General features: G+C 43.5%; 17 protein-coding genes and 1 riboswitch. All 17 genes read right to left on the bottom strand.

What is annotated here, in order from left to right; translation table 11 throughout:
* Positions 1 to 10: 10 nt before the first annotated feature.
* Positions 11 to 1,147, bottom strand: a complete 1,137-nt coding sequence (gene sat, locus NSQ64_RS08600; RefSeq protein WP_045034247.1) for a sulfate adenylyltransferase — start codon at positions 1,145 to 1,147, stop codon at positions 11 to 13.
* A 57-nt stretch (positions 1,148 to 1,204) separates the two neighbouring features.
* Entirely contained in the window at positions 1,205 to 2,269 is a 1,065-nt protein-coding gene (locus tag NSQ64_RS08595; protein WP_008344915.1) for an inorganic phosphate transporter, read from the bottom strand.
* A 13-nt stretch (positions 2,270 to 2,282) separates the two neighbouring features.
* On the bottom strand, positions 2,283 to 2,984 hold the full coding sequence (locus NSQ64_RS08590) for a phosphoadenylyl-sulfate reductase (RefSeq protein ID WP_008344917.1): 702 nt from the start codon (positions 2,982 to 2,984) through the stop codon (positions 2,283 to 2,285).
* A gap of 45 nt (positions 2,985 to 3,029) precedes the next feature.
* On the bottom strand, positions 3,030 to 3,176 hold the full coding sequence (locus NSQ64_RS08585) for a YezD family protein (protein WP_008344920.1): 147 nt from the start codon (positions 3,174 to 3,176) through the stop codon (positions 3,030 to 3,032).
* A 74-nt stretch (positions 3,177 to 3,250) separates the two neighbouring features.
* Positions 3,251 to 3,353, bottom strand: a riboswitch (SAM riboswitch).
* A gap of 158 nt (positions 3,354 to 3,511) precedes the next feature.
* Positions 3,512 to 4,150: an orotate phosphoribosyltransferase gene (gene pyrE, locus NSQ64_RS08580; RefSeq protein WP_017359346.1), complete on the bottom strand. Its 639-nt coding sequence runs from the start codon at positions 4,148 to 4,150 to the stop codon at positions 3,512 to 3,514.
* Between the two features lie 7 nt (positions 4,151 to 4,157).
* A complete protein-coding gene (gene pyrF, locus NSQ64_RS08575; protein WP_024720326.1) occupies positions 4,158 to 4,862 on the bottom strand; it encodes an orotidine-5'-phosphate decarboxylase in 705 nt (234 codons plus the stop codon).
* A complete protein-coding gene (locus NSQ64_RS08570) occupies positions 4,834 to 5,766 on the bottom strand; it encodes a dihydroorotate dehydrogenase (RefSeq protein ID WP_341015992.1) in 933 nt (310 codons plus the stop codon). The genes pyrF and NSQ64_RS08570 overlap by 29 nt, the downstream gene beginning before the upstream one ends.
* The gene (locus NSQ64_RS08565) at positions 5,760 to 6,536 is read right to left on the bottom strand and encodes a dihydroorotate dehydrogenase electron transfer subunit (RefSeq protein ID WP_171465313.1); all 777 of its coding nucleotides are present in this window, start codon (positions 6,534 to 6,536) and stop codon (positions 5,760 to 5,762) included. Before NSQ64_RS08565 ends, NSQ64_RS08570 begins: the two co-directional genes overlap by 7 nt.
* Positions 6,533 to 9,748, bottom strand: coding sequence for a carbamoyl-phosphate synthase (glutamine-hydrolyzing) large subunit (gene carB / locus NSQ64_RS08560; RefSeq protein ID WP_039166760.1), 3,216 nt, complete (start codon positions 9,746 to 9,748; stop codon positions 6,533 to 6,535). Before carB ends, NSQ64_RS08565 begins: the two co-directional genes overlap by 4 nt.
* Positions 9,733 to 10,827: a carbamoyl phosphate synthase small subunit gene (locus tag NSQ64_RS08555; RefSeq protein WP_326241493.1), complete on the bottom strand. Its 1,095-nt coding sequence runs from the start codon at positions 10,825 to 10,827 to the stop codon at positions 9,733 to 9,735. Before NSQ64_RS08555 ends, carB begins: the two co-directional genes overlap by 16 nt.
* Entirely contained in the window at positions 10,824 to 12,110 is a 1,287-nt protein-coding gene (locus tag NSQ64_RS08550; protein WP_035392124.1) for a dihydroorotase, read from the bottom strand. Before NSQ64_RS08550 ends, NSQ64_RS08555 begins: the two co-directional genes overlap by 4 nt.
* A complete protein-coding gene (locus tag NSQ64_RS08545; protein ID WP_017367206.1) occupies positions 12,094 to 13,017 on the bottom strand; it encodes an aspartate carbamoyltransferase catalytic subunit in 924 nt (307 codons plus the stop codon). Before NSQ64_RS08545 ends, NSQ64_RS08550 begins: the two co-directional genes overlap by 17 nt.
* Before the next feature lie 130 nt (positions 13,018 to 13,147).
* The gene (locus tag NSQ64_RS08540; protein ID WP_039166762.1) at positions 13,148 to 14,476 is read right to left on the bottom strand and encodes a uracil-xanthine permease family protein; all 1,329 of its coding nucleotides are present in this window, start codon (positions 14,474 to 14,476) and stop codon (positions 13,148 to 13,150) included.
* A gap of 155 nt (positions 14,477 to 14,631) precedes the next feature.
* Positions 14,632 to 15,174, bottom strand: coding sequence for a bifunctional pyr operon transcriptional regulator/uracil phosphoribosyltransferase PyrR (pyrR, locus tag NSQ64_RS08535; protein ID WP_007499718.1), 543 nt, complete (start codon positions 15,172 to 15,174; stop codon positions 14,632 to 14,634).
* A 170-nt stretch (positions 15,175 to 15,344) separates the two neighbouring features.
* Positions 15,345 to 16,259, bottom strand: a complete 915-nt coding sequence (locus NSQ64_RS08530; RefSeq protein ID WP_024720321.1) for an RluA family pseudouridine synthase — start codon at positions 16,257 to 16,259, stop codon at positions 15,345 to 15,347.
* Positions 16,256 to 16,723 carry a signal peptidase II gene (lspA, locus tag NSQ64_RS08525; protein ID WP_008344942.1) on the bottom strand — a complete coding sequence of 156 codons (468 nt, stop codon included), beginning with the start codon at positions 16,721 to 16,723 and terminating at the stop codon, positions 16,256 to 16,258. The genes NSQ64_RS08530 and lspA overlap by 4 nt, the downstream gene beginning before the upstream one ends.
* Positions 16,724 to 16,817: 94 nt before the next feature.
* A complete protein-coding gene (locus NSQ64_RS08520) occupies positions 16,818 to 17,192 on the bottom strand; it encodes a TraR/DksA family transcriptional regulator (RefSeq protein ID WP_008344944.1) in 375 nt (124 codons plus the stop codon).
* Between the last annotated feature and the right edge of the window lie 160 nt (positions 17,193 to 17,352).

The following is a 17,352-nucleotide window of genomic DNA, read 5'->3' as shown; positions in this document are numbered from 1 at the left end:
ATATCCTCCTTTAAGATACCGTCGTTTTTAATCCTTCGATTAATGTTTCAATGACTTCTTTTCGGCTGAACGTGCTCGGTGGTAATTCACCATTTCTCAGCATCGTTCTGACCTTTGTACCTGAGAGAATGACATGTTCGCTTTTATCATGTGGGCATGTTTTCGGTGTTGCCATGGCTTCACATGTATTGCAGTAAAAGCTGTGCTCAAATTTTAATGGTGTGATCCCAATTTCTTCGCTTGTAAATTGTTCAAATAGCTCCTGCGCTTCGTATGTGCCGTAATAATCACCAACACCTGCATGATCTCTGCCGACAATAAAATGTGTACAGCCATAATTTTTACGCACAAGCGCATGAAAAATGGCTTCTTTTGGTCCAGCATAACGCATGGCAGCAGGAAAAACACCTAAAAAGACGCGGTCTTTCGGGTAATAACCGTTCAGTAATACTTGATAGCTTTTCATTCTTACATCTGCTGGAATATCATCAGATTTTGTTTCACCAACAAGTGGATTTAGAAATAGACCATCCACTGTTTCCAGTGCTGTCTTTTGAATGTATTCATGCGCACGATGGACTGGGTTTCTCGTTTGGAAACCGACAATGGTTTTCCAGCCGTTTTCTTTAAACTGTTTTCTTGTTTCTTCTGGCTCATACGTAAATTGCGGGAAAGGTTTTTCGCTGCGTTTCGTCAGTGTAATTTTACCACCAATATACGTATCACCGCGTTCAAATAATTTTTTCACGCCTGGGTGATTGCGGTCATCTGTTTTATACACATTCACTGCTTCTTTTTCCTTATCAGGTGTGTATTGATCTTCCACCTCAATGACCCCGTATACTGTTCCATTATACGATAGACGAACAATGTCACCTTGATTGATCTCCGCTGCTTTTTCCTTTGTGACAGGCAAAGTAATCGGAAGAGACCAAACGACACCACTTGCTAGTCGCATACTGCTGACAACTGCTTCATAATCAGCTTTCGTTAAAAACCCTTCAATTGGACTATACCCGCCAATTGCGATGAGTTCAAGGTCTGCAAAAGAGATGGCATCCAGCTCAATTTCTTTCGCAGCTGTGCTTAGATCAAATTCTTCATTTACTCGATTAATTAATACGCCACCATGTGGTGTTAAACTCATTTGTTCATCTTCCTCTCAATGTTCATATTTATTAGATGTTAATAGTCGGATTTATATTTAAATCCCGCCGCCCTGTTCATGAATCGAGCTGCTCTCATTTTTAACTGCCTTCATAAGACTCAGTGCACCTAGTGAAGCAAGCAGTACACTCATCATGATAAAGATAGAGTAATAGTCTCCTTTTAAGAAAAGGCTTACCAACAAATAAGATAGACTAAGTGATAAGAAAGGTGACACAACCCATACCTTCAGCATTTTTTTCACAACATGTTTATGAAAAATGTTCGGTCCACCCTTTGCCATACCAAGCCCAATAATGGACGAGGAGGTAATTTGAGTAAGGGGAACAGGGAGTCCGAATATAGAGCTGACGATGACAAGTCCTGCACCGGTGCTCGATAATAGAATGCCTTCACCCGTTTGATAGCGTGTAATTTTCTTTCCGTTTGTTTCTAGTACCCTTCTTCCTAGAAGCAGCGCCCCAATGGCCACAAAGATTCCGCCGTAAAGGGTTCCTTGCCCGACTGATAAAACACCTGACGCGACAAGCGGGCCGACCGCATTGGCGACATTGTTCATGCCGGCTGAAAACGCTTCTAAAAACCCACTGATAATCAAAACAACAGATAAGATCAATGTACCTTTTTTGGATAATGTCCGTTTAGGGAACAATCTGATGATTTTGACAACAGCAAAGGTAAAAACAAAGGCAACAATCGGAATAATCACCCAAAAAGAGACAATGACTAAGATCGATTTCACATACAGCACTTTATATGCGGCTGCCACACCGACCACAGCTCCTACTGTGACCTCACTTGTGGATAAAGGAATGGCCAAGAGATTCGCTATGAAAAGTGATAATGCGGCCGAGCCAATGATGATACACACAATTTCAAGTGTGATGACAGATTCAGGCATAATCCCGGAGCTGATCGTTTTGACGACCTCACCGCCGCCAATCACTGAACCTGCTAATATTCCAACTGCACAAACGCTGAGCGCGTATATTGGCTTTTTGATCGCACCTGAACCATATGCGATGCCCATCGAAGCGGCTGCTCCGCTTGCGCCAATATTTAAAGCAAAGAATAAGCTAAATAAAATTGCGGCGATTTCCATACATTATGCTCCCTTACTCATGTAATCCGCACTCAGTCTTTGCTGTCCCTGACCATCTTCCAGAACGCAAATCATCAGCAGTAAATGCCGGCTGTGTACAAGGTGCACACCCGATGCTTGGATATCCTTGGTCATGCAGCGGATTATAAGTAAGATCCTCTCTAGACGCATATCTCCATATGTCCTTCCACGTCCAGTGGATGAGCGGACATACTTTGACTGATTGGAATTTTTCATCCTTATTTAAGAAGTTCGTACCTGCTCGTTTAGGCGACTGCTCTCTTCTTAAACCAGACAGCCATGCCGGATAGCCAGATAGTGCCTCTTGCAATGGAATGACCTTTCTCATATGGCAGCAGCTTTGAGGATTCGTTTCCCATAATTTATCACCATGCTGCTCATTCTGCTCTTCCACCGTCAGCTCAGGTGTTTTCAGCACGATGTCTAAACCAGGATATCTTTCCTTAACTGCATCAATGGTGTCGTATGTTTCCTTGAAATGCAGACCTGTATCTAAAAAGACAATTCTTGCATCTTTTTTTACTTTCGCAATAAGATCGATCAGGACAATGCCTTCAATGCCAAAACTGCATGCATAAACGAGCTGATCACCATAGTGGCCGTACGCCCATTTCAGCACAGATAGGGCCCCTTTATACAAATCGTCCTCTTGAAATGTAATGGACGGCTCTTGCCAATTTTCATAAGTTAACATTGTTTCTCCCCTTCCGGAGTACTGCTTCTATTGCTATTCTCCGCACTACTTTAATCTGATTTTTTCATTTTTTTCCACTTGAATCACTTGACCGTCCTGAACGATCAACGTAATTGAACCGAATTTCATATCCCCAATCAGCTCTTGCATATGCTTCACTAAGTCCTCATCCTGGTTTTGTTTCAGTTCCATCTCCTCTTCCTCCTCACCGTTAAAATAAAAAAACTTTCTTTCAGTCCGAAAGAAAGATGAGGAAGCTCACGATTTCCTTATCTTTCAAAATAGAATCATTTTGCAGGAAGTAGCACCTTGCAAATCGCAGGTTGCCGGGCTTCATCGGGCCAGTCCCTCCACCTCTCTGGATAAGAGTTTTAATTTGTATTAAATATTAACACAATTCAAACAAAAGTCAACCCGACTTTATTGATAGGATTAGTTTTTATTTAAATTTGAGTCTATTTTACTATTTTTAACCAAATAAAAAGCTGTGCAGTGCAGCACAGCTTTTTTAAAACAAGACAAGCTTTTTAGACCGTTTCTTCCATCCAAGATTCAGACGAAGGATCCTGTCTCCAGCGTTTTAGTTTATTCATAGCAGAAGGCTCAATTGCTTTTAGCTCAAGTGCCACTTCTGTCAGTGTGTCATAGTCTGTCAGCGTGACATAGGGAATGTTTTTCTCTTGAAAAGCCGCAGCTGCTTTTGGCAGTCCATAAGTGAAGATCGCAACAACTCCGAGTACGTCACAGCCTTCTTCTTCTAGAGCAGCCACAACTTCAAGAACGCTGCCTCCAGTTGAGATGAGGTCTTCTACGACAACCACCTTTTGTCCAGGTGATACGGCTCCTTCAATTTGATTTCCTTTTCCGTGTGCTTTTGGTTTACTTCTTACATAACACATCGGTACATTCAGACGATCAGCTGCTAATGCCGCATGAGGAATGCCAGCTGTAGCTGTACCTGCGACAACTTCCGCTCCTTCAAAATGAGTGAGAATCAAGTCTTTTAAACCTTCCGCAATGTCCCCTCTGACCTCAGGATAAGACAAGGTGAGGCGATTGTCACAGTAAATCGGTGATTTGATACCGCTCGCCCATGTAAATGGTTCGTCTGGTTTTAAAGAGACAGCTTTGATTTGTAATAAATGCTTCGCGATTTTCGTTTTCATCCGGCAGTCACTCCCACTCTTTCAAAATTTGTTGATAAGCTTCCACTGGGTTTGTGGCTTTTGTGATCGATCTTCCCACAACAATCTGTGAAACACCCTGTTCTTTGGCAAAGGCAGGTGTCGCCACACGCTTTTGGTCATCCGTTTGATCATTTGGTAAGCGAATTCCTGGTGTCACAGTGAGAAAGGAAGGAGAGATTTGTTCATGAAGCTGTTTTGATTCATGAACAGAGCACACCACACCATCAAGTCCACTTTCATATGCCAATTGTCCATAATGAAGCACAGCCTCTTGCAATGGGCGGTCAATTAGTAATTCTTTTTTCATCGTATCTTCTGACGTGCTTGTCAGCTGGGTCACTGCAATAATGCCTGGGCGATTTTGCCCAGCGGGGGTTCCGCTTTCAAGCCCCTCTATGGCCGCCTGCATCATTCTTTTCCCGCCGGCTGCATGCACATTCACCAAATCAACACCAAGTGCAGCAAGCCTGTTCATCGCTTTTTGCACAGTTGTTGGAATGTCATGAAGCTTCAGATCAAGGAAAATACGGCAATTTTTTTCTTTCAGTGCATCAATAATGGCAGGACCTTCTTGGTAAAACAGCTCCATGCCGACCTTTACGAATAATGGAGTGCCTTCAAAACGATCTATAAAGGCGTGCGCCTCCTGTCCTGACGGAAAATCAAGCGCGATGATGGGCAAGTGCTTCATGTTTCCAGCTCCTTCCGATGCATTCCTCTACAGATGAATACCCATAAGCCGCTAACACATTCGGCAGTTCATCAATGATTTCCGGGCAAATAAATGGGTTCACAAAATTGGCTGTCCCAACAGCTACCGCACTTGCGCCAGCTAGTAAAAATTCAAGTACATCTTCAGCGCTTTGCACCCCGCCCATTCCAATAATCGGAATAGAAACGGCCTGACTGACCTCATGCACCATTCGGATGGCAACAGGTTTTACAGCAGGACCTGATAATCCGCCTGTTTTATTGGCAAGAATGGGTTTGCCTGTTTTTAAATCTAAACGCATCCCAATCAAGGTATTGATCATGGTGAGTCCATCCGCTCCAGCCGATTCAATCGCTTTAGCAATCTCAACGATATTGGCTACATTAGGTGACAGTTTCACATAAACAGGAACGGAGGAAACTTCCTTAACAGCTTTTGTCAATGTAGCCGCCATTTCTGGATCGGTCCCAAAGGCAATTCCGCCTGTTTTCACATTCGGACACGAGATATTCAGTTCAAGGGCGTGAACATTGCTTGCTTGACTAATTTGCTTTGCTACTTCAACATAATCATCAACTTGTGATCCAGCAACATTGGCAATAATAGGGGTATCGAACTGCTCAAGCCAAGGTAATTCATGTTCAAGCACGCCTTTTAGACCTGGATTTTGGAGACCAATCGCATTCAGCATACCGGCTCCTGTCTCAGCTACCCTCGGTGTCGGGTTGCCAAATCTCGGTTCAAAGGTCGTGGCTTTAATCATGATGCCACCCAGCAAGGAAAGGTCATATAATGATGCGAATTCTTTTCCAAATCCAAAACAGCCTGATGCAGGAATGATTGGATTTTTTAAAGATAAGCCGGGTAATTCGATGTTTAGCATGATAGCGCCACCTCCTCCGCTTTAAAAACAGGTCCATCCAGACAAACTTTAACGTACGGTTTCTCGTGCTGATCGGTATGACAGACACAAGCAAAGCATGCACCGATTCCGCAGCCCATTCGTTCTTCCATTGAAATATAGACAGGCTTATCGGGATAAGAGTCTTTTAGTGCTTTTAACATAGGTGTCGGTCCACAGGAAAGCAAGACATCAAAGTCCAGCTCATTCTCTTCAATGACATTTGTCACGAAACCTTTCGAACCATATGTCCCATCAACGGTTGCGATAAACGTATCTCCGAGTGCTTGAAACTTCTCCTCATAAAATACATCCTTTTTCGATTGAAAACCGAGAACATGTTTTACGATGACGCCTTTTTTCGTTAACCGCTTAGACAGTTCATATAGCGGAGGCACACCGATTCCTCCACCGACTAATAATGCGGTCTGTCCGGCCTGAACGACTGAAGGGTCATAGCCGTTTCCAAGCGGTCCTAACACATCGACTGATTCTCCCGCCCGCTTTTGGGAAAGGAGCTTTGTGCCCTCTCCCTCTGCGCGGTAAATGATGGTTGCTTCTTGCTTTTCGGCATGAATATCGGCAATACTGATCGGTCTTCTCAGCAGCGGTGTCATGGATTCACTGACCTTTATATGAAGAAACTGTCCAGCTGTTTGAAAGGATTCAACAAGATCACCCTTTAATGTCATTTCGTAAATATGATCAGCGATCTCTCGGTTCGAGACGACCGTCAAGTATGCTTTTTTCATATCGTTACTGTCACCTCAGCATTCGTTTTCACTTCTGGCATTTCATCTGCTCTAAATGTCATGCTCTCTAGCACTCTTAAAATCGCTTCCGCTGTATCTAGTGACGTTAAGCAAGCGACACCATTTTCAACAGATTCACGTCTAATTCTAAAGCCGTCTCTTGCCGGCTGTTTTCCTTTTGTTAAGGTGTTGATGACAAATTGGGCTTCACCATTTCGAATGACATCCAGCAGATTCTTTCCTTCTTCTCCTATTTTGCCGACAACACTTGATGGAATGGAGGCTTGTTTTAAGTAATTCGCTGTTCCTTCTGTTGCTAAAATATGATAGCCGATGGAATGGAATCTTCTTGCAATCTCAAGTCCTTCTTCTTTATCTTTATCAGCCACTGTCAGGAGAACCGTTCCGTCTTTTGGAATTTGAATGCCTGATGCAATCAATCCTTTGTAGAGGGCTTTTTCGATTGTGACATCTTTCCCCATGACTTCACCTGTTGATTTCATTTCAGGCCCTAGTGTAATATCTACTCTTCTTAGTTTTGCAAAAGAGAAGACTGGAACTTTAACATATACGCCTTCTTGCTCAACATGAAGCCCTTCTTGGTAGCCATAGTTTTTCAGTTTTTCTCCTAAAATAACCTTTGTAGCTAAGTTCGCCATTGGAATGCCTGTAATTTTACTTAAGAATGGGACAGTCCGGCTTGAACGCGGATTCACTTCAAGTACATACACTTCACCTTTTGATAGTACAAATTGAATGTTCAAAAGCCCAATGATGTTAAGGCCTTTTGCGAGTTTAATCGTGTATTCTGCGATTTTCGCTTTGATGTCCTCAGACAAAGTTTGCGGCGGGTAGACCGCAATGGAGTCTCCAGAGTGAACGCCGGCTCTTTCAATGTGTTCCATAATGCCTGGTATGACAACCGTTTCTCCGTCAGACACAGCATCTACTTCAATTTCTTTTCCTGTCAAATACTTGTCAATGAGCACTGGATGCTGCGGATTGACTTTCACCGCATTCTCCATGTAGTGAAGTAGCTCAGCTTCTTGATACACAATTTCCATTGCACGGCCGCCTAATACATAGGAAGGACGGACAAGCACGGGGTAACCGATTTGATTCGCAATCGCTACTGCCTCTGGCACAGACGTTGCTGTCTTACCATTTGGCTGCGGCACGCCGAGTGTTTCTAATGTTTGTTCAAACTTGTCACGGTTTTCCGCACGGTCAAGGTCTTCAAGCGAAGTTCCAAGAATCTTAACCCCTCTATTTGATAATTCATCTGCTAAGTTAATCGCTGTTTGTCCGCCAAACTGAACAACGACACCTTCTGGTTGTTCAAGGTCGATGATGTGCATCACATCTTCTACAGTGAGTGGTTCAAAGTAGAGCTTATCTGAAATACTAAAGTCTGTTGAGACGGTTTCAGGGTTGTTGTTAATAATAATGGCTTCATAGCCTGCTTGTTTGATTGCCCACACTGAATGAACGGTCGCATAATCGAATTCAACCCCTTGTCCGATTCTGATTGGACCTGAGCCTAGCACGATGACACTTTTCTTATCTGTTCGTTCGGATTCATTTTCATCTTCATATGTGCTGTAGAAATACGGTGTTTCTGATTCAAATTCTGCCGCACATGTGTCCACCATCTTATACACAGGAACGATGCCTGCTTCTGTTCTTAGGTTATAGACATCTGCCTCATTCATATTCCATTCGCGGCTAATATAAATATCTGAGAAACCTTTTTCTTTCGCTTCTTTTAAAACGTCTACATTGCCTTTGTTTTCTTTTAGTGTCTTTTCAAAAGCGATGATGCCTTCCAGTTTATGAAGGAAGAAATAATCAATTTTCGAGAATTCATGAATCTGTTCGACAGTATAGCCTCTTCTTAGCGCCTCAGCGATATAAAACAGACGCTCATCTCCTGCTTTGATAATCCGCTTTTCAAGCACTTCGTTTGTAATGTCCGCTTCGTCTTTTAATTCAATGTGATGCACATCCGCTTCAAGTGAACGCACAGCCTTTAAAAGAGACTCTTCTAATGTGCGGCCAATCGCCATGACTTCACCCGTTGCTTTCATTTGTGTTCCAAGTCGTCTGTTGGCAGATTCAAATTTATCGAAAGGCCAGCGCGGGATTTTTGAAACAATATAGTCAAGTGCTGGCTCGAACGCTGCATATGTTTTGCCTGTGACTGGGTTCATCATTTCATCAAGTGTTAGGCCGACTGCGATTTTCGCTGCAAGTTTTGCAATTGGATATCCAGTTGCTTTAGACGCAAGAGCAGAAGAACGGCTCACGCGCGGGTTTACTTCGATAATATAGTATTGGAAGCTGTCTGGGTCAATCGCCAGCTGTACGTTACATCCGCCTTCAATGCCAAGTGCACGGATCAGCTTGAGTGACACATTACGAAGCAGCTGATATTCACGATCACTTAGCGTTTGACTTGGTGCCACAACGATACTGTCGCCTGTGTGGATGCCGACAGGATCAAAGTTTTCCATGTTACAAACCACAATGGCATGATCTCCGCTGTCACGCATGACCTCATATTCAATTTCTTTAAAGCCTGCGATACTTTTTTCAAGCAAACATTGTGTCACCGGACTTAACTTCAGTCCATTCTCGACGATTTCTTTTAATTCTTGCTCATTTGTACAAATTCCGCCGCCTGTTCCGCCTAGTGTATAGGCTGGTCTAACAATGACCGGGAAACCGATTTGATCTGTGAATGCCATCGCTTCTTCAAGGTTATGGATGATTTCACTTTCTGGTACAGGTTCATTTAATTCATTCATTAGATTACGGAATAAATCTCTGTCCTCTGCTTTTTGAATAGCTGACAGCTTGGTGCCTAGTACTTCAACACCGCATTCAGCGAGTACACCAAGATCTGATAATTCAACAGCAAGGTTCAATCCAGTTTGTCCGCCAAGTGTCGGCAAAATCGCATCAGGACGTTCTTTTCGAATGATTCGTGTTAAAAATTCTGGTGTCAGTGGTTCGATGTATACCTTATCGGCCATTTCTGTATCCGTCATGATCGTCGCAGGGTTAGAGTTCACAAGAACGACTTCATAGCCCTCTTCTTTTAGCGCTAAGCAAGCTTGTGTGCCTGCATAGTCAAACTCCGCTGCCTGACCGATGATGATTGGACCTGAACCGATCACTAAAATCTTTTTGATATCTACGCGTTTTGGCATACTTCTTCCCCTTCTTTCTCAGTTGTATGAATCATGTCCATGAACTCGTCAAATAAGTAGTTCGCATCTTCTGGACCCGGTGATGCTTCTGGGTGATACTGGACAGTGAATGCTGGTGCTTCTTTATGTTTTAATCCTTCAATGGTATTGTCATTTAGCGCAATATGTGTGACTTCAAGCACGTCTTCATTAATGGCGCTAACCGTGTAGCCATGGTTTTGAGACGTCAAGGTTACCTTGCCAGTTGCTAGTTCTTTGACTGGATGATTGGATCCTCTATGCCCAAATTTCATTTTTTCTGTACTTGCGCCGCACGCAAGCGCGAATAACTGGTGTCCTAGGCAGATACCAAAGAGTGGTACCTTTCCAATCAGCTGCTGAATCATTTCAACCGCTTCTGGCACATCGACTGGATCCCCAGGTCCGTTTGAAAGCATGATGCCATCTGGTTTTAACTGTAATACTTCATCTGCCGTGATATTGTATGGCACCACAATGACATCACAATCTCGCTTATTGAGTTCGCGCAAAATGCCATGCTTCATGCCGAAATCGACAAGCACAATTCTTTTGCCTCTTCCTGGACTTGGATACGCATTTTTCACAGATACTTGGCTTACTTGATCTGTTGGTAGCTGCATTGTTTGAAGGCGGCTCAAAACGTCTTCTACTTGTTCATCCGGTCCTGCAAAAGCTCCTCTTAATGTACCTGCACTTCGAATCATGCGCGTGAGCTTGCGTGTATCAATGCCGCTAAGACCCGGGATCTTTTTCATTTTTAAATACTCATCAAGTGAGTATGAAGAACGCCAGTTTGAAGGCTTTTCACAAAGCTCTTTCACGATCAGCCCTTTCACAAACGGTGTGATCGATTCAAAATCATCACGGTTAATGCCGTAGTTGCCGATCAGCGGGTAAGTGAGTGTGACAATTTGTCCGCAGTACGAGGGGTCAGACAATATCTCTTGATAGCCCGTCATCCCTGTGTTAAAGACGACTTCTCCGACTGACGGTTCTAAGCTGCCAAAGCCTGTTCCTTCGAATACTGTTCCGTTTTCTAGCACTAAGCGTCTCTTCATTTTACTAGTCTCCCCTCTTCATAAACGACTTTCCCAGATGCAAGTGTCATGACCGGCCATCCTGATACAGTCAATTTGTCAAACGGTGTATTTTGTCCTTTAGATAAGAAGCTTTTTTTGTCAATTGCCATTTCTTTGTTTAAATCAATCAGTGTGATATCAGCGATTTGACCTTCTTCCAGCTTTCCGTATGGAAGAGCAAAGGCTTCTGCTGGTTTGATGGTCATATAATCAACAAGTTCTTTTAATGTCCATTCCCCTGTTTTCACAAAACGTGTGTACAGAAGCGGGAACGCTGTTTCAAGTCCGACAATCCCAAATGGTGCCCTCTGCATCGTTTCGTTCTTTTCTTCTTCTGTATGCGGTGCATGGTCTGTGGCAATAAAATCAATCGTGCCATCTAAAAGTCCCTCGATCAGTGCCTCGCGATCTTCTGCTCCTCTGAGCGGCGGATTCATTTTATAGTTTGTGTCAAGACCTGGAATGTCTGCATCACATAAGAGAAGGTGATGTGGAGAGACCTCAGCCGTCACACGAATGCCTGCTTTTTTTGCATCGCGTACCACTCGGACGGATTCCTTTGTACTGATATGACATACATGATAATGACAATTCGCTGCTTCTGCTAAGAGGACATCTCTTGCAATATGCACCGATTCACAAATTGACGGTATCCCGTTTAACCCATTTGCTTTTGAAAAGTCTCCTTCATGAACGCATCCTCCATAAATGAGTGAGTTATCTTCACAGTGCGCCACTATGGCTTGATCAAGGCTTGCTGCCTTTTTCATTGCTTCGTACATCATGCCTGCGGTTTGAATACCAACACCGTCATCCGTAAAGGCAAATGCGCCCGCTTCTTTTAACGCTGCAAAGTCTGTCATCTCTTCGCCAATTTGTCTCGTCGTGATGGAAGCGTATGGCAGTACTCTTACAGAGGAGGTCTCTTTGATTCGATTCATCAGCCATTCCATTTGTTCTTTTGTATCTGGAACTGGTCGTGTATTCGGCATTGCTGCAATGGTCGTATACCCGCCTCTTGCTGCTGCCTTAGAACCTGTTTCAATGGTTTCTTTTTTCTCGCCGCCTGGCTCTCTTAAATGCACATGCAGATCAATCAAACCTGGTGATACAAATAGCCCTGCTGCATCAATGACTTCTTCTCCGTCTTCTCTTTCTAAGTGACCCATTGCTTGAATCACTTTTCCTTCTACCCTAATATCCTGCTGCACTCTTTCCCCTGTGCTTGTTAAGATAAAACCGTTTTTAATGAGATATGACATAGACAGAATCTCTCCCTTTTTGATGTAGTCTGCTATTTTGAAAAGCTCTTTTTAACACAGCCATTCGGATATACACACCATTTTCCATTTGTTTAAAAATCCTTGACTGTTTTGACTCTACTAATGAATCATCTATTTCAACACCTCTATTTACTGGTGCTGGATGCATAATAATCGCTCTTTCTTTCATTTTGCTTGCCCTGTCTACTGTTAATCCATAAGTAGATAAGTAACCCTCATTGCCCATCTTTTCTGAGTGCCTTTCATGCTGAATTCTCAGCAGCATCACCACGTCAGACCGCTTCATGGCTTCGTCCACTTCGACATACGTTCCATGAGGATTTTGTTCATCTTGGAAGGATGCTGGTCCTGAAAAGAGCACTGTCGCTCCTAGTCTTGCGAGGACTTCAGCATTGGACCTTGCCACCCTGCTATGTTTGATATCACCATGAATCGAGATCGTTAAGCCTTCAAAACCGCCAAACTCTTCGAAGATCGTCATCAAATCCAGCAATGATTGTGTAGGATGCTGTCCGCAGCCATCTCCAGCATTAATGATTGGAATCCCGACCTTCCCAATCAGCTCTTTGTAATATTCGTCGGTACTGTCTCTGATGACACATGCCTTGACTCCGATGGATTCAAGTGTTTTCACTGTATCGTAAAGGGTCTCTCCCTTTTGAACAGAGGTACTTGCTGCGTCTAGGTTCAGCACATTCATTCCAAGTTTCTTCTCTGCCACCTCAAAGCTAAAACGCGTTCTTGTACTTGGTTCAAAGAAGAGGTTCGCTACAAACTCACCTGCTAAACCATGTTCCTGTTTCCCTTTTTTCAATGCACATGCTTCTTCAATCAGCTGTAAAATTTCTTCCTTTGACAAGCTGCTCATTGTCGATAAATCATTCATTTTTTCTGCCCCCTCTAGTTTTTCATCACTTTCAGGTTCAAAAAAACCCTAAGCCTCGGCAGCTTAGGGTTCTCCAAAAGAAGCAGGGGTGCTTTCGCACGTTCTGCTCCGTTTAGAACCCTTGTCAGCCTCACTGGACTTCTTTTAAAAGGTTTTCGGTATTCGATTCATTTGACTCATCATCTTCTGCCTTCTGATGCGGCAGAATCATGTTTAACAGGACGCCAGTAATGGCAGCGAGTGCCATTCCTGACAGCGTCAGATTGATTTGTTTCACCTCAATGAATGCCCCGCCAATTCCAATGACTAAGATGACTGATGCGATAATGAGATTGCGCTTTTCTTCAAAGTTCACTTTATGATCAATCAGGATTCGCAGTCCGCTTGAGGCTATGATTCCAAAGAGCAGGAACGAAACGCCCCCCATAACCGCGGACGGTACTGTACTGATTAATGCTGAAATTTTCCCAACAAAGCCGAAGCAGATCGCAAACACAGCTGCTCCGCCGATGACGAAGATACTGAACACTCTTGTGATCGCAAGGACGCCAATGTTCTCTCCATAAGTCGTTGTTGGAGGTCCGCCGATGAGTGAAGCGAAGATTGTCGCCGCACTGTCTCCTAAAATGGAGCGATGAAGACCTGGCTTTTTAATAAAATCTTGTCCAACAACTTTGCTTAACACGACTTGATGGCCGATGTGCTCAGACATCGTCACAAAGGCAACCGGCACCATCACTGTGAGAATGCTTAAGGTCACAGCAGGTGTATAGTCGACAAATGGCACAACAAAGTCTGGTACAGCAAACCATTTTGCGTCAATAACCGGCTGGAAGTTCACAATGCCTTGTGTTAAAGCAAAAAGGTAGCCGCTGATAATGCCGATTAAGACTGGAATCAAGCTAAGGAATCCTCTTAGGAAGATCATACTAATAATGGTGACAGCGAGCGTGAAGCCTGCAACCATTAAGTGCTTCAGGCTGTAAACAAGCTCCTTTGCATTTGGATCCACGTACATCGCCATGTTAACAGCTGTTCCAGCGAGTCCGAGTCCGATGACCATAATGACGGGGCCTACAACGACAGGCGGCAGAAGCTTCATTAACCAGCCTGTGCCGAGCCATTTGATAAATAATGCGATGAGTGCATATGCCACACCCGCCATAAAGGCACCTACCATTGCGGCTCCAGGGCCGCCGGTGGCTTTTACATTCAAGATAGGGGCGATAAAGGCAAAGGACGATCCAAGATACGCCGGAATCTGTCCTCTTGTGATGATTAAGTACACAATGGTTCCAACCCCGCTTGAGATGAGCGCAACGGCTGGGCTCATCTCAATGATCTTTGGTACAAGAATGGTTGCACCAAACATGGCAAACAAGTGCTGCAGGCTGAGTGACAGCCATGTGAACGGTTTTGGGATATCTCGAATGCCTAAATTGGCTTTTTGCTGACTCATGATTTTCCTCCTAGATGTGTCCTTTTTCATTAAAAAAGCCTCTTTGCGAGTATGCGCAAAGAGGCCTAGAAAAACCGTACACGTCACTTTAGTCGTGTGCTCGGTGTCTCTGTTATTGCCCTCTTTGCAAACTCTCTGGAATGCATTTAAAAAGGTTATTTTTCATATATAGCGACAAGGTCGTTTTGATCTACTTCATTAAGCTGAACCATGACTGTCTCTGCTTTTGATGTCGGGATGTTTTTTCCGATATAATCTGCCCGAATCGGCAGCTCCCGGTGTCCCCGGTCGACTAGAACAGCCAGCTGAATGGAAGATGGTCTTCCTACATCCACAAGCGCATCCATAGCTGCTCTCACCGTTCTGCCTGTGAACAGCACATCATCCACGACAATGAGTGTTTTGTCATTAATGTCAGCTGGAATGTCTGCACCCTTGACAAGCGGGTCTTGATTCTCTGTCTTTTTTGTCAGGTCATCACGGTATAGCGTAATATCCAGTTCACCCACAGTCACGGGGTTTCCTTCTATTTGCTCGATGCGCTCTGCAAGGCGCTTTGCAAGATGAATACCTCTTGTCTTGATCCCGGCCAGGATGACATCCTTCATCCCTTTGTTGCGCTCAATCATTTCATGTGCAATACGGGTAAGCGCTCGTCTTATCGCTTGTTCATCAAGAATAACTGCTTTTTGTTCCATCTTTTACACCTCTTTTTGACAAATAAAAAGCCCCTTCTGCAAAGGGCAGAGAGGGGCGCTCATTTGTGCATACTCGTGCACAAATTGATCCGTTATCCTTCTCAGCCTCTCTGGACTGTTTTAAAGAATCTCAATTTCTTCGTTTATTATTTCAAAAAAAGAACGGCCTGTCAATCGTTATTTCTTAATGAATCGATAAAAGCTTGCATATCAGCTGGAATTGGAGCTGTAAACTCCATATATTCTCCTGTTCTAGGGTGATCAAATCCTAACACGCCTGCATGCAGCAGTTGTCCATTGAAATCAACAGTTTTTCTCGGGCCATATTTTGGATCTCCGGCAAGAGGATAGCCAATGTATTTCATATGAACACGAATTTGGTGGGTTCTTCCTGTTTCAAGGCGGCATTCTACAACGGTAAAGTCTTTAAAACGCTCCATCACATCAAAATGAGTGACCGCCTGCTTTGCATTTTCTTTTGTGACCGTCATGCTTTGGCGATCTTTTTTGTCTCGACCAATTGGAGCATCAATCGTTCCAGTATCATGCTGAATGATGCCATGAACAACGGCTGTGTATTTTCTAGTGACCGTTTTCGCCACCAGCTGATTGACGAGTGATTCATGAGCCATATCATTTTTTGCGACCATTAAAAGCCCTGACGTATCTTTATCAATCCGGTGGACAATTCCTGGTCTCATCACACCATTAATGCCTGACAAATCATTGCAATGAGCCATGAGGCCATTAACAAGAGTACCTGTCACATGTCCTGGTGCTGGATGAACGACCATTCCTCTTGGTTTATTGACCACTAGTACATCTTCATCCTCATAATAAATATCAAGATCCATTGATTCCGCTTCTACATCTAGTGCTTCTGGATCTGGAATCTCTACTTTGATTTGATCTCCAGCTTGTACTTTGTAATTGGCCTTCACTTGTTTTCCATTTACTTCGATGAGCCCATCTTTCACCCACTGCTGGACTTGGGTTCTTGACCATTCTGGTTCAGTTGTGCTTAAAAATTTATCAAGCCGTTCACTCGTTTGTTCTTCTGAAACGGCAATGTTTACTTGATTCATGTAGTTGACTCCTTATTTTTCTTTCCATCTAACAGCATTTGAATAAAGAGCAGAATGACCCCCACACATAGAGAGGAATCTGCGATATTAAAGATTGGATAATGATAATCCCCAAATACGAAATGAGCAAAATCAACCACTTCTTGACGGAAAATACGGTCAATAAAGTTTCCAATTGCTCCGCCAAGCATTAAGGCAAGCGCTACGCCAAGTAGCTTGTCCTTTTGTCCATGTTTTTGCAAATAATAAACAATTCCTGCAATAACAACGAGTGTGATCACATAGAAAAACCACATTTGTCCTTGGAGAATCCCCCATGCGGCTCCTGAATTTCGGTGGGATGTGATGTAAAAGAAGCCATCAATCACAGGAATAGAATCACCGAGCATCATATGTTTGACAATGAGCCATTTTGTTAATTGATCTAAACAAATTATCACGAATGCGATTATGTAATAGAACACACACGTTCCTCCATCTTCATACTTTGGTCTTTATGCATTTTATCAAGAAAACAGGATGGAGTAAAGAAACTTTAGTTGACAGACAAAAACCTCCCTACATGTGGAAGGCTTCAAAATGAGAATCGTTTGATTCATAAGGATAAGGGGTGAATGCTTTTTTCTCGTATTGCTTATGATATAAAAAGTCGTCAGTCGTACGAGCAGTCGGAAGAATACTCATTTGTTCAATAGGCATTGTATGCCCTGTCGCCTCGCATATGCCATAAGTTCCTTGTTCAATTTTTGCAATCGCGAGCGAAACATCTTGCAGTTCTTCTTTAATGTGATAAAGAAGCGTGGTCGTTTTTGCTTGATCGAACGTGACATGTTCAGCGGGTGAACGCAATGATGCATATTCAAACAGTTTCGATTGCAGTTCTTCTCTCATTTGAAGGAGTTCCATGTAAATCGTCTCTAGATCGCCATTCATGTCGCTGTTTCAACTCCTGCCCTGTCGTGATAATCATATTGTTGCCCCGCCTGTTCACTTTAAAGCCATAAGATTTTTCCTTTCGTTCTAAACGCTGTCATTTTCTCTATATCAAAAACGCCCCGCTATATGCGGGGCGCTAGTTGGTGATATCACGCTG

The sequence above is a fragment of the Bacillus sp. FSL W8-0183 genome (genome assembly GCF_038006825.1).
In the GTDB taxonomy this organism is placed as follows: Bacteria; Bacillota; Bacilli; order Bacillales; family Bacillaceae; genus Bacillus; species Bacillus altitudinis.
Note: the sequence above shows the minus strand (reverse complement) of the source record. Positions and strands in the feature narration are given on the sequence as shown.

What these genes read in the sequence shown, in the direction of transcription:
- NSQ64_RS08585 (WP_008344920.1), bottom strand. Translation starts at nt 3,176, where the DNA reads ATGGAACTGAAACAAAACCAGGATGAGGACTTAGTGAAGCATATGCAA.
- NSQ64_RS08540 (WP_039166762.1), bottom strand. Translation starts at nt 14,476, where the DNA reads ATGAGTCAGCAAAAAGCCAATTTAGGCATTCGAGATATCCCAAAACCG.
- sat (WP_045034247.1), bottom strand. Translation starts at nt 1,147, where the DNA reads ATGAGTTTAACACCACATGGTGGCGTATTAATTAATCGAGTAAATGAA.
- carB (WP_039166760.1), bottom strand. Translation starts at nt 9,748, where the DNA reads ATGCCAAAACGCGTAGATATCAAAAAGATTTTAGTGATCGGTTCAGGT.
- NSQ64_RS08530 (WP_024720321.1), bottom strand. Translation starts at nt 16,259, where the DNA reads ATGAATCAAGTAAACATTGCCGTTTCAGAAGAACAAACGAGTGAACGG.
- pyrF (WP_024720326.1), bottom strand. Translation starts at nt 4,862, where the DNA reads ATGAAGCACTTGCCCATCATCGCGCTTGATTTTCCGTCAGGACAGGAG.
- pyrE (WP_017359346.1), bottom strand. Translation starts at nt 4,150, where the DNA reads ATGAAAACGAAAATCGCGAAGCATTTATTACAAATCAAAGCTGTCTCT.
- NSQ64_RS08520 (WP_008344944.1), bottom strand. Translation starts at nt 17,192, where the DNA reads ATGAATGGCGATCTAGAGACGATTTACATGGAACTCCTTCAAATGAGA.
- pyrR (WP_007499718.1), bottom strand. Translation starts at nt 15,174, where the DNA reads ATGGAACAAAAAGCAGTTATTCTTGATGAACAAGCGATAAGACGAGCG.
- NSQ64_RS08595 (WP_008344915.1), bottom strand. Translation starts at nt 2,269, where the DNA reads ATGGAAATCGCCGCAATTTTATTTAGCTTATTCTTTGCTTTAAATATT.
- NSQ64_RS08550 (WP_035392124.1), bottom strand. Translation starts at nt 12,110, where the DNA reads ATGTCATATCTCATTAAAAACGGTTTTATCTTAACAAGCACAGGGGAA.
- NSQ64_RS08555 (WP_326241493.1), bottom strand. Translation starts at nt 10,827, where the DNA reads ATGAAGAGACGCTTAGTGCTAGAAAACGGAACAGTATTCGAAGGAACA.
- NSQ64_RS08545 (WP_017367206.1), bottom strand. Translation starts at nt 13,017, where the DNA reads ATGAATGATTTATCGACAATGAGCAGCTTGTCAAAGGAAGAAATTTTA.
- NSQ64_RS08590 (WP_008344917.1), bottom strand. Translation starts at nt 2,984, where the DNA reads ATGTTAACTTATGAAAATTGGCAAGAGCCGTCCATTACATTTCAAGAG.
- NSQ64_RS08570 (WP_341015992.1), bottom strand. Translation starts at nt 5,766, where the DNA reads ATGCTAAACATCGAATTACCCGGCTTATCTTTAAAAAATCCAATCATT.
- NSQ64_RS08565 (WP_171465313.1), bottom strand. Translation starts at nt 6,536, where the DNA reads ATGAAAAAAGCATACTTGACGGTCGTCTCGAACCGAGAGATCGCTGAT.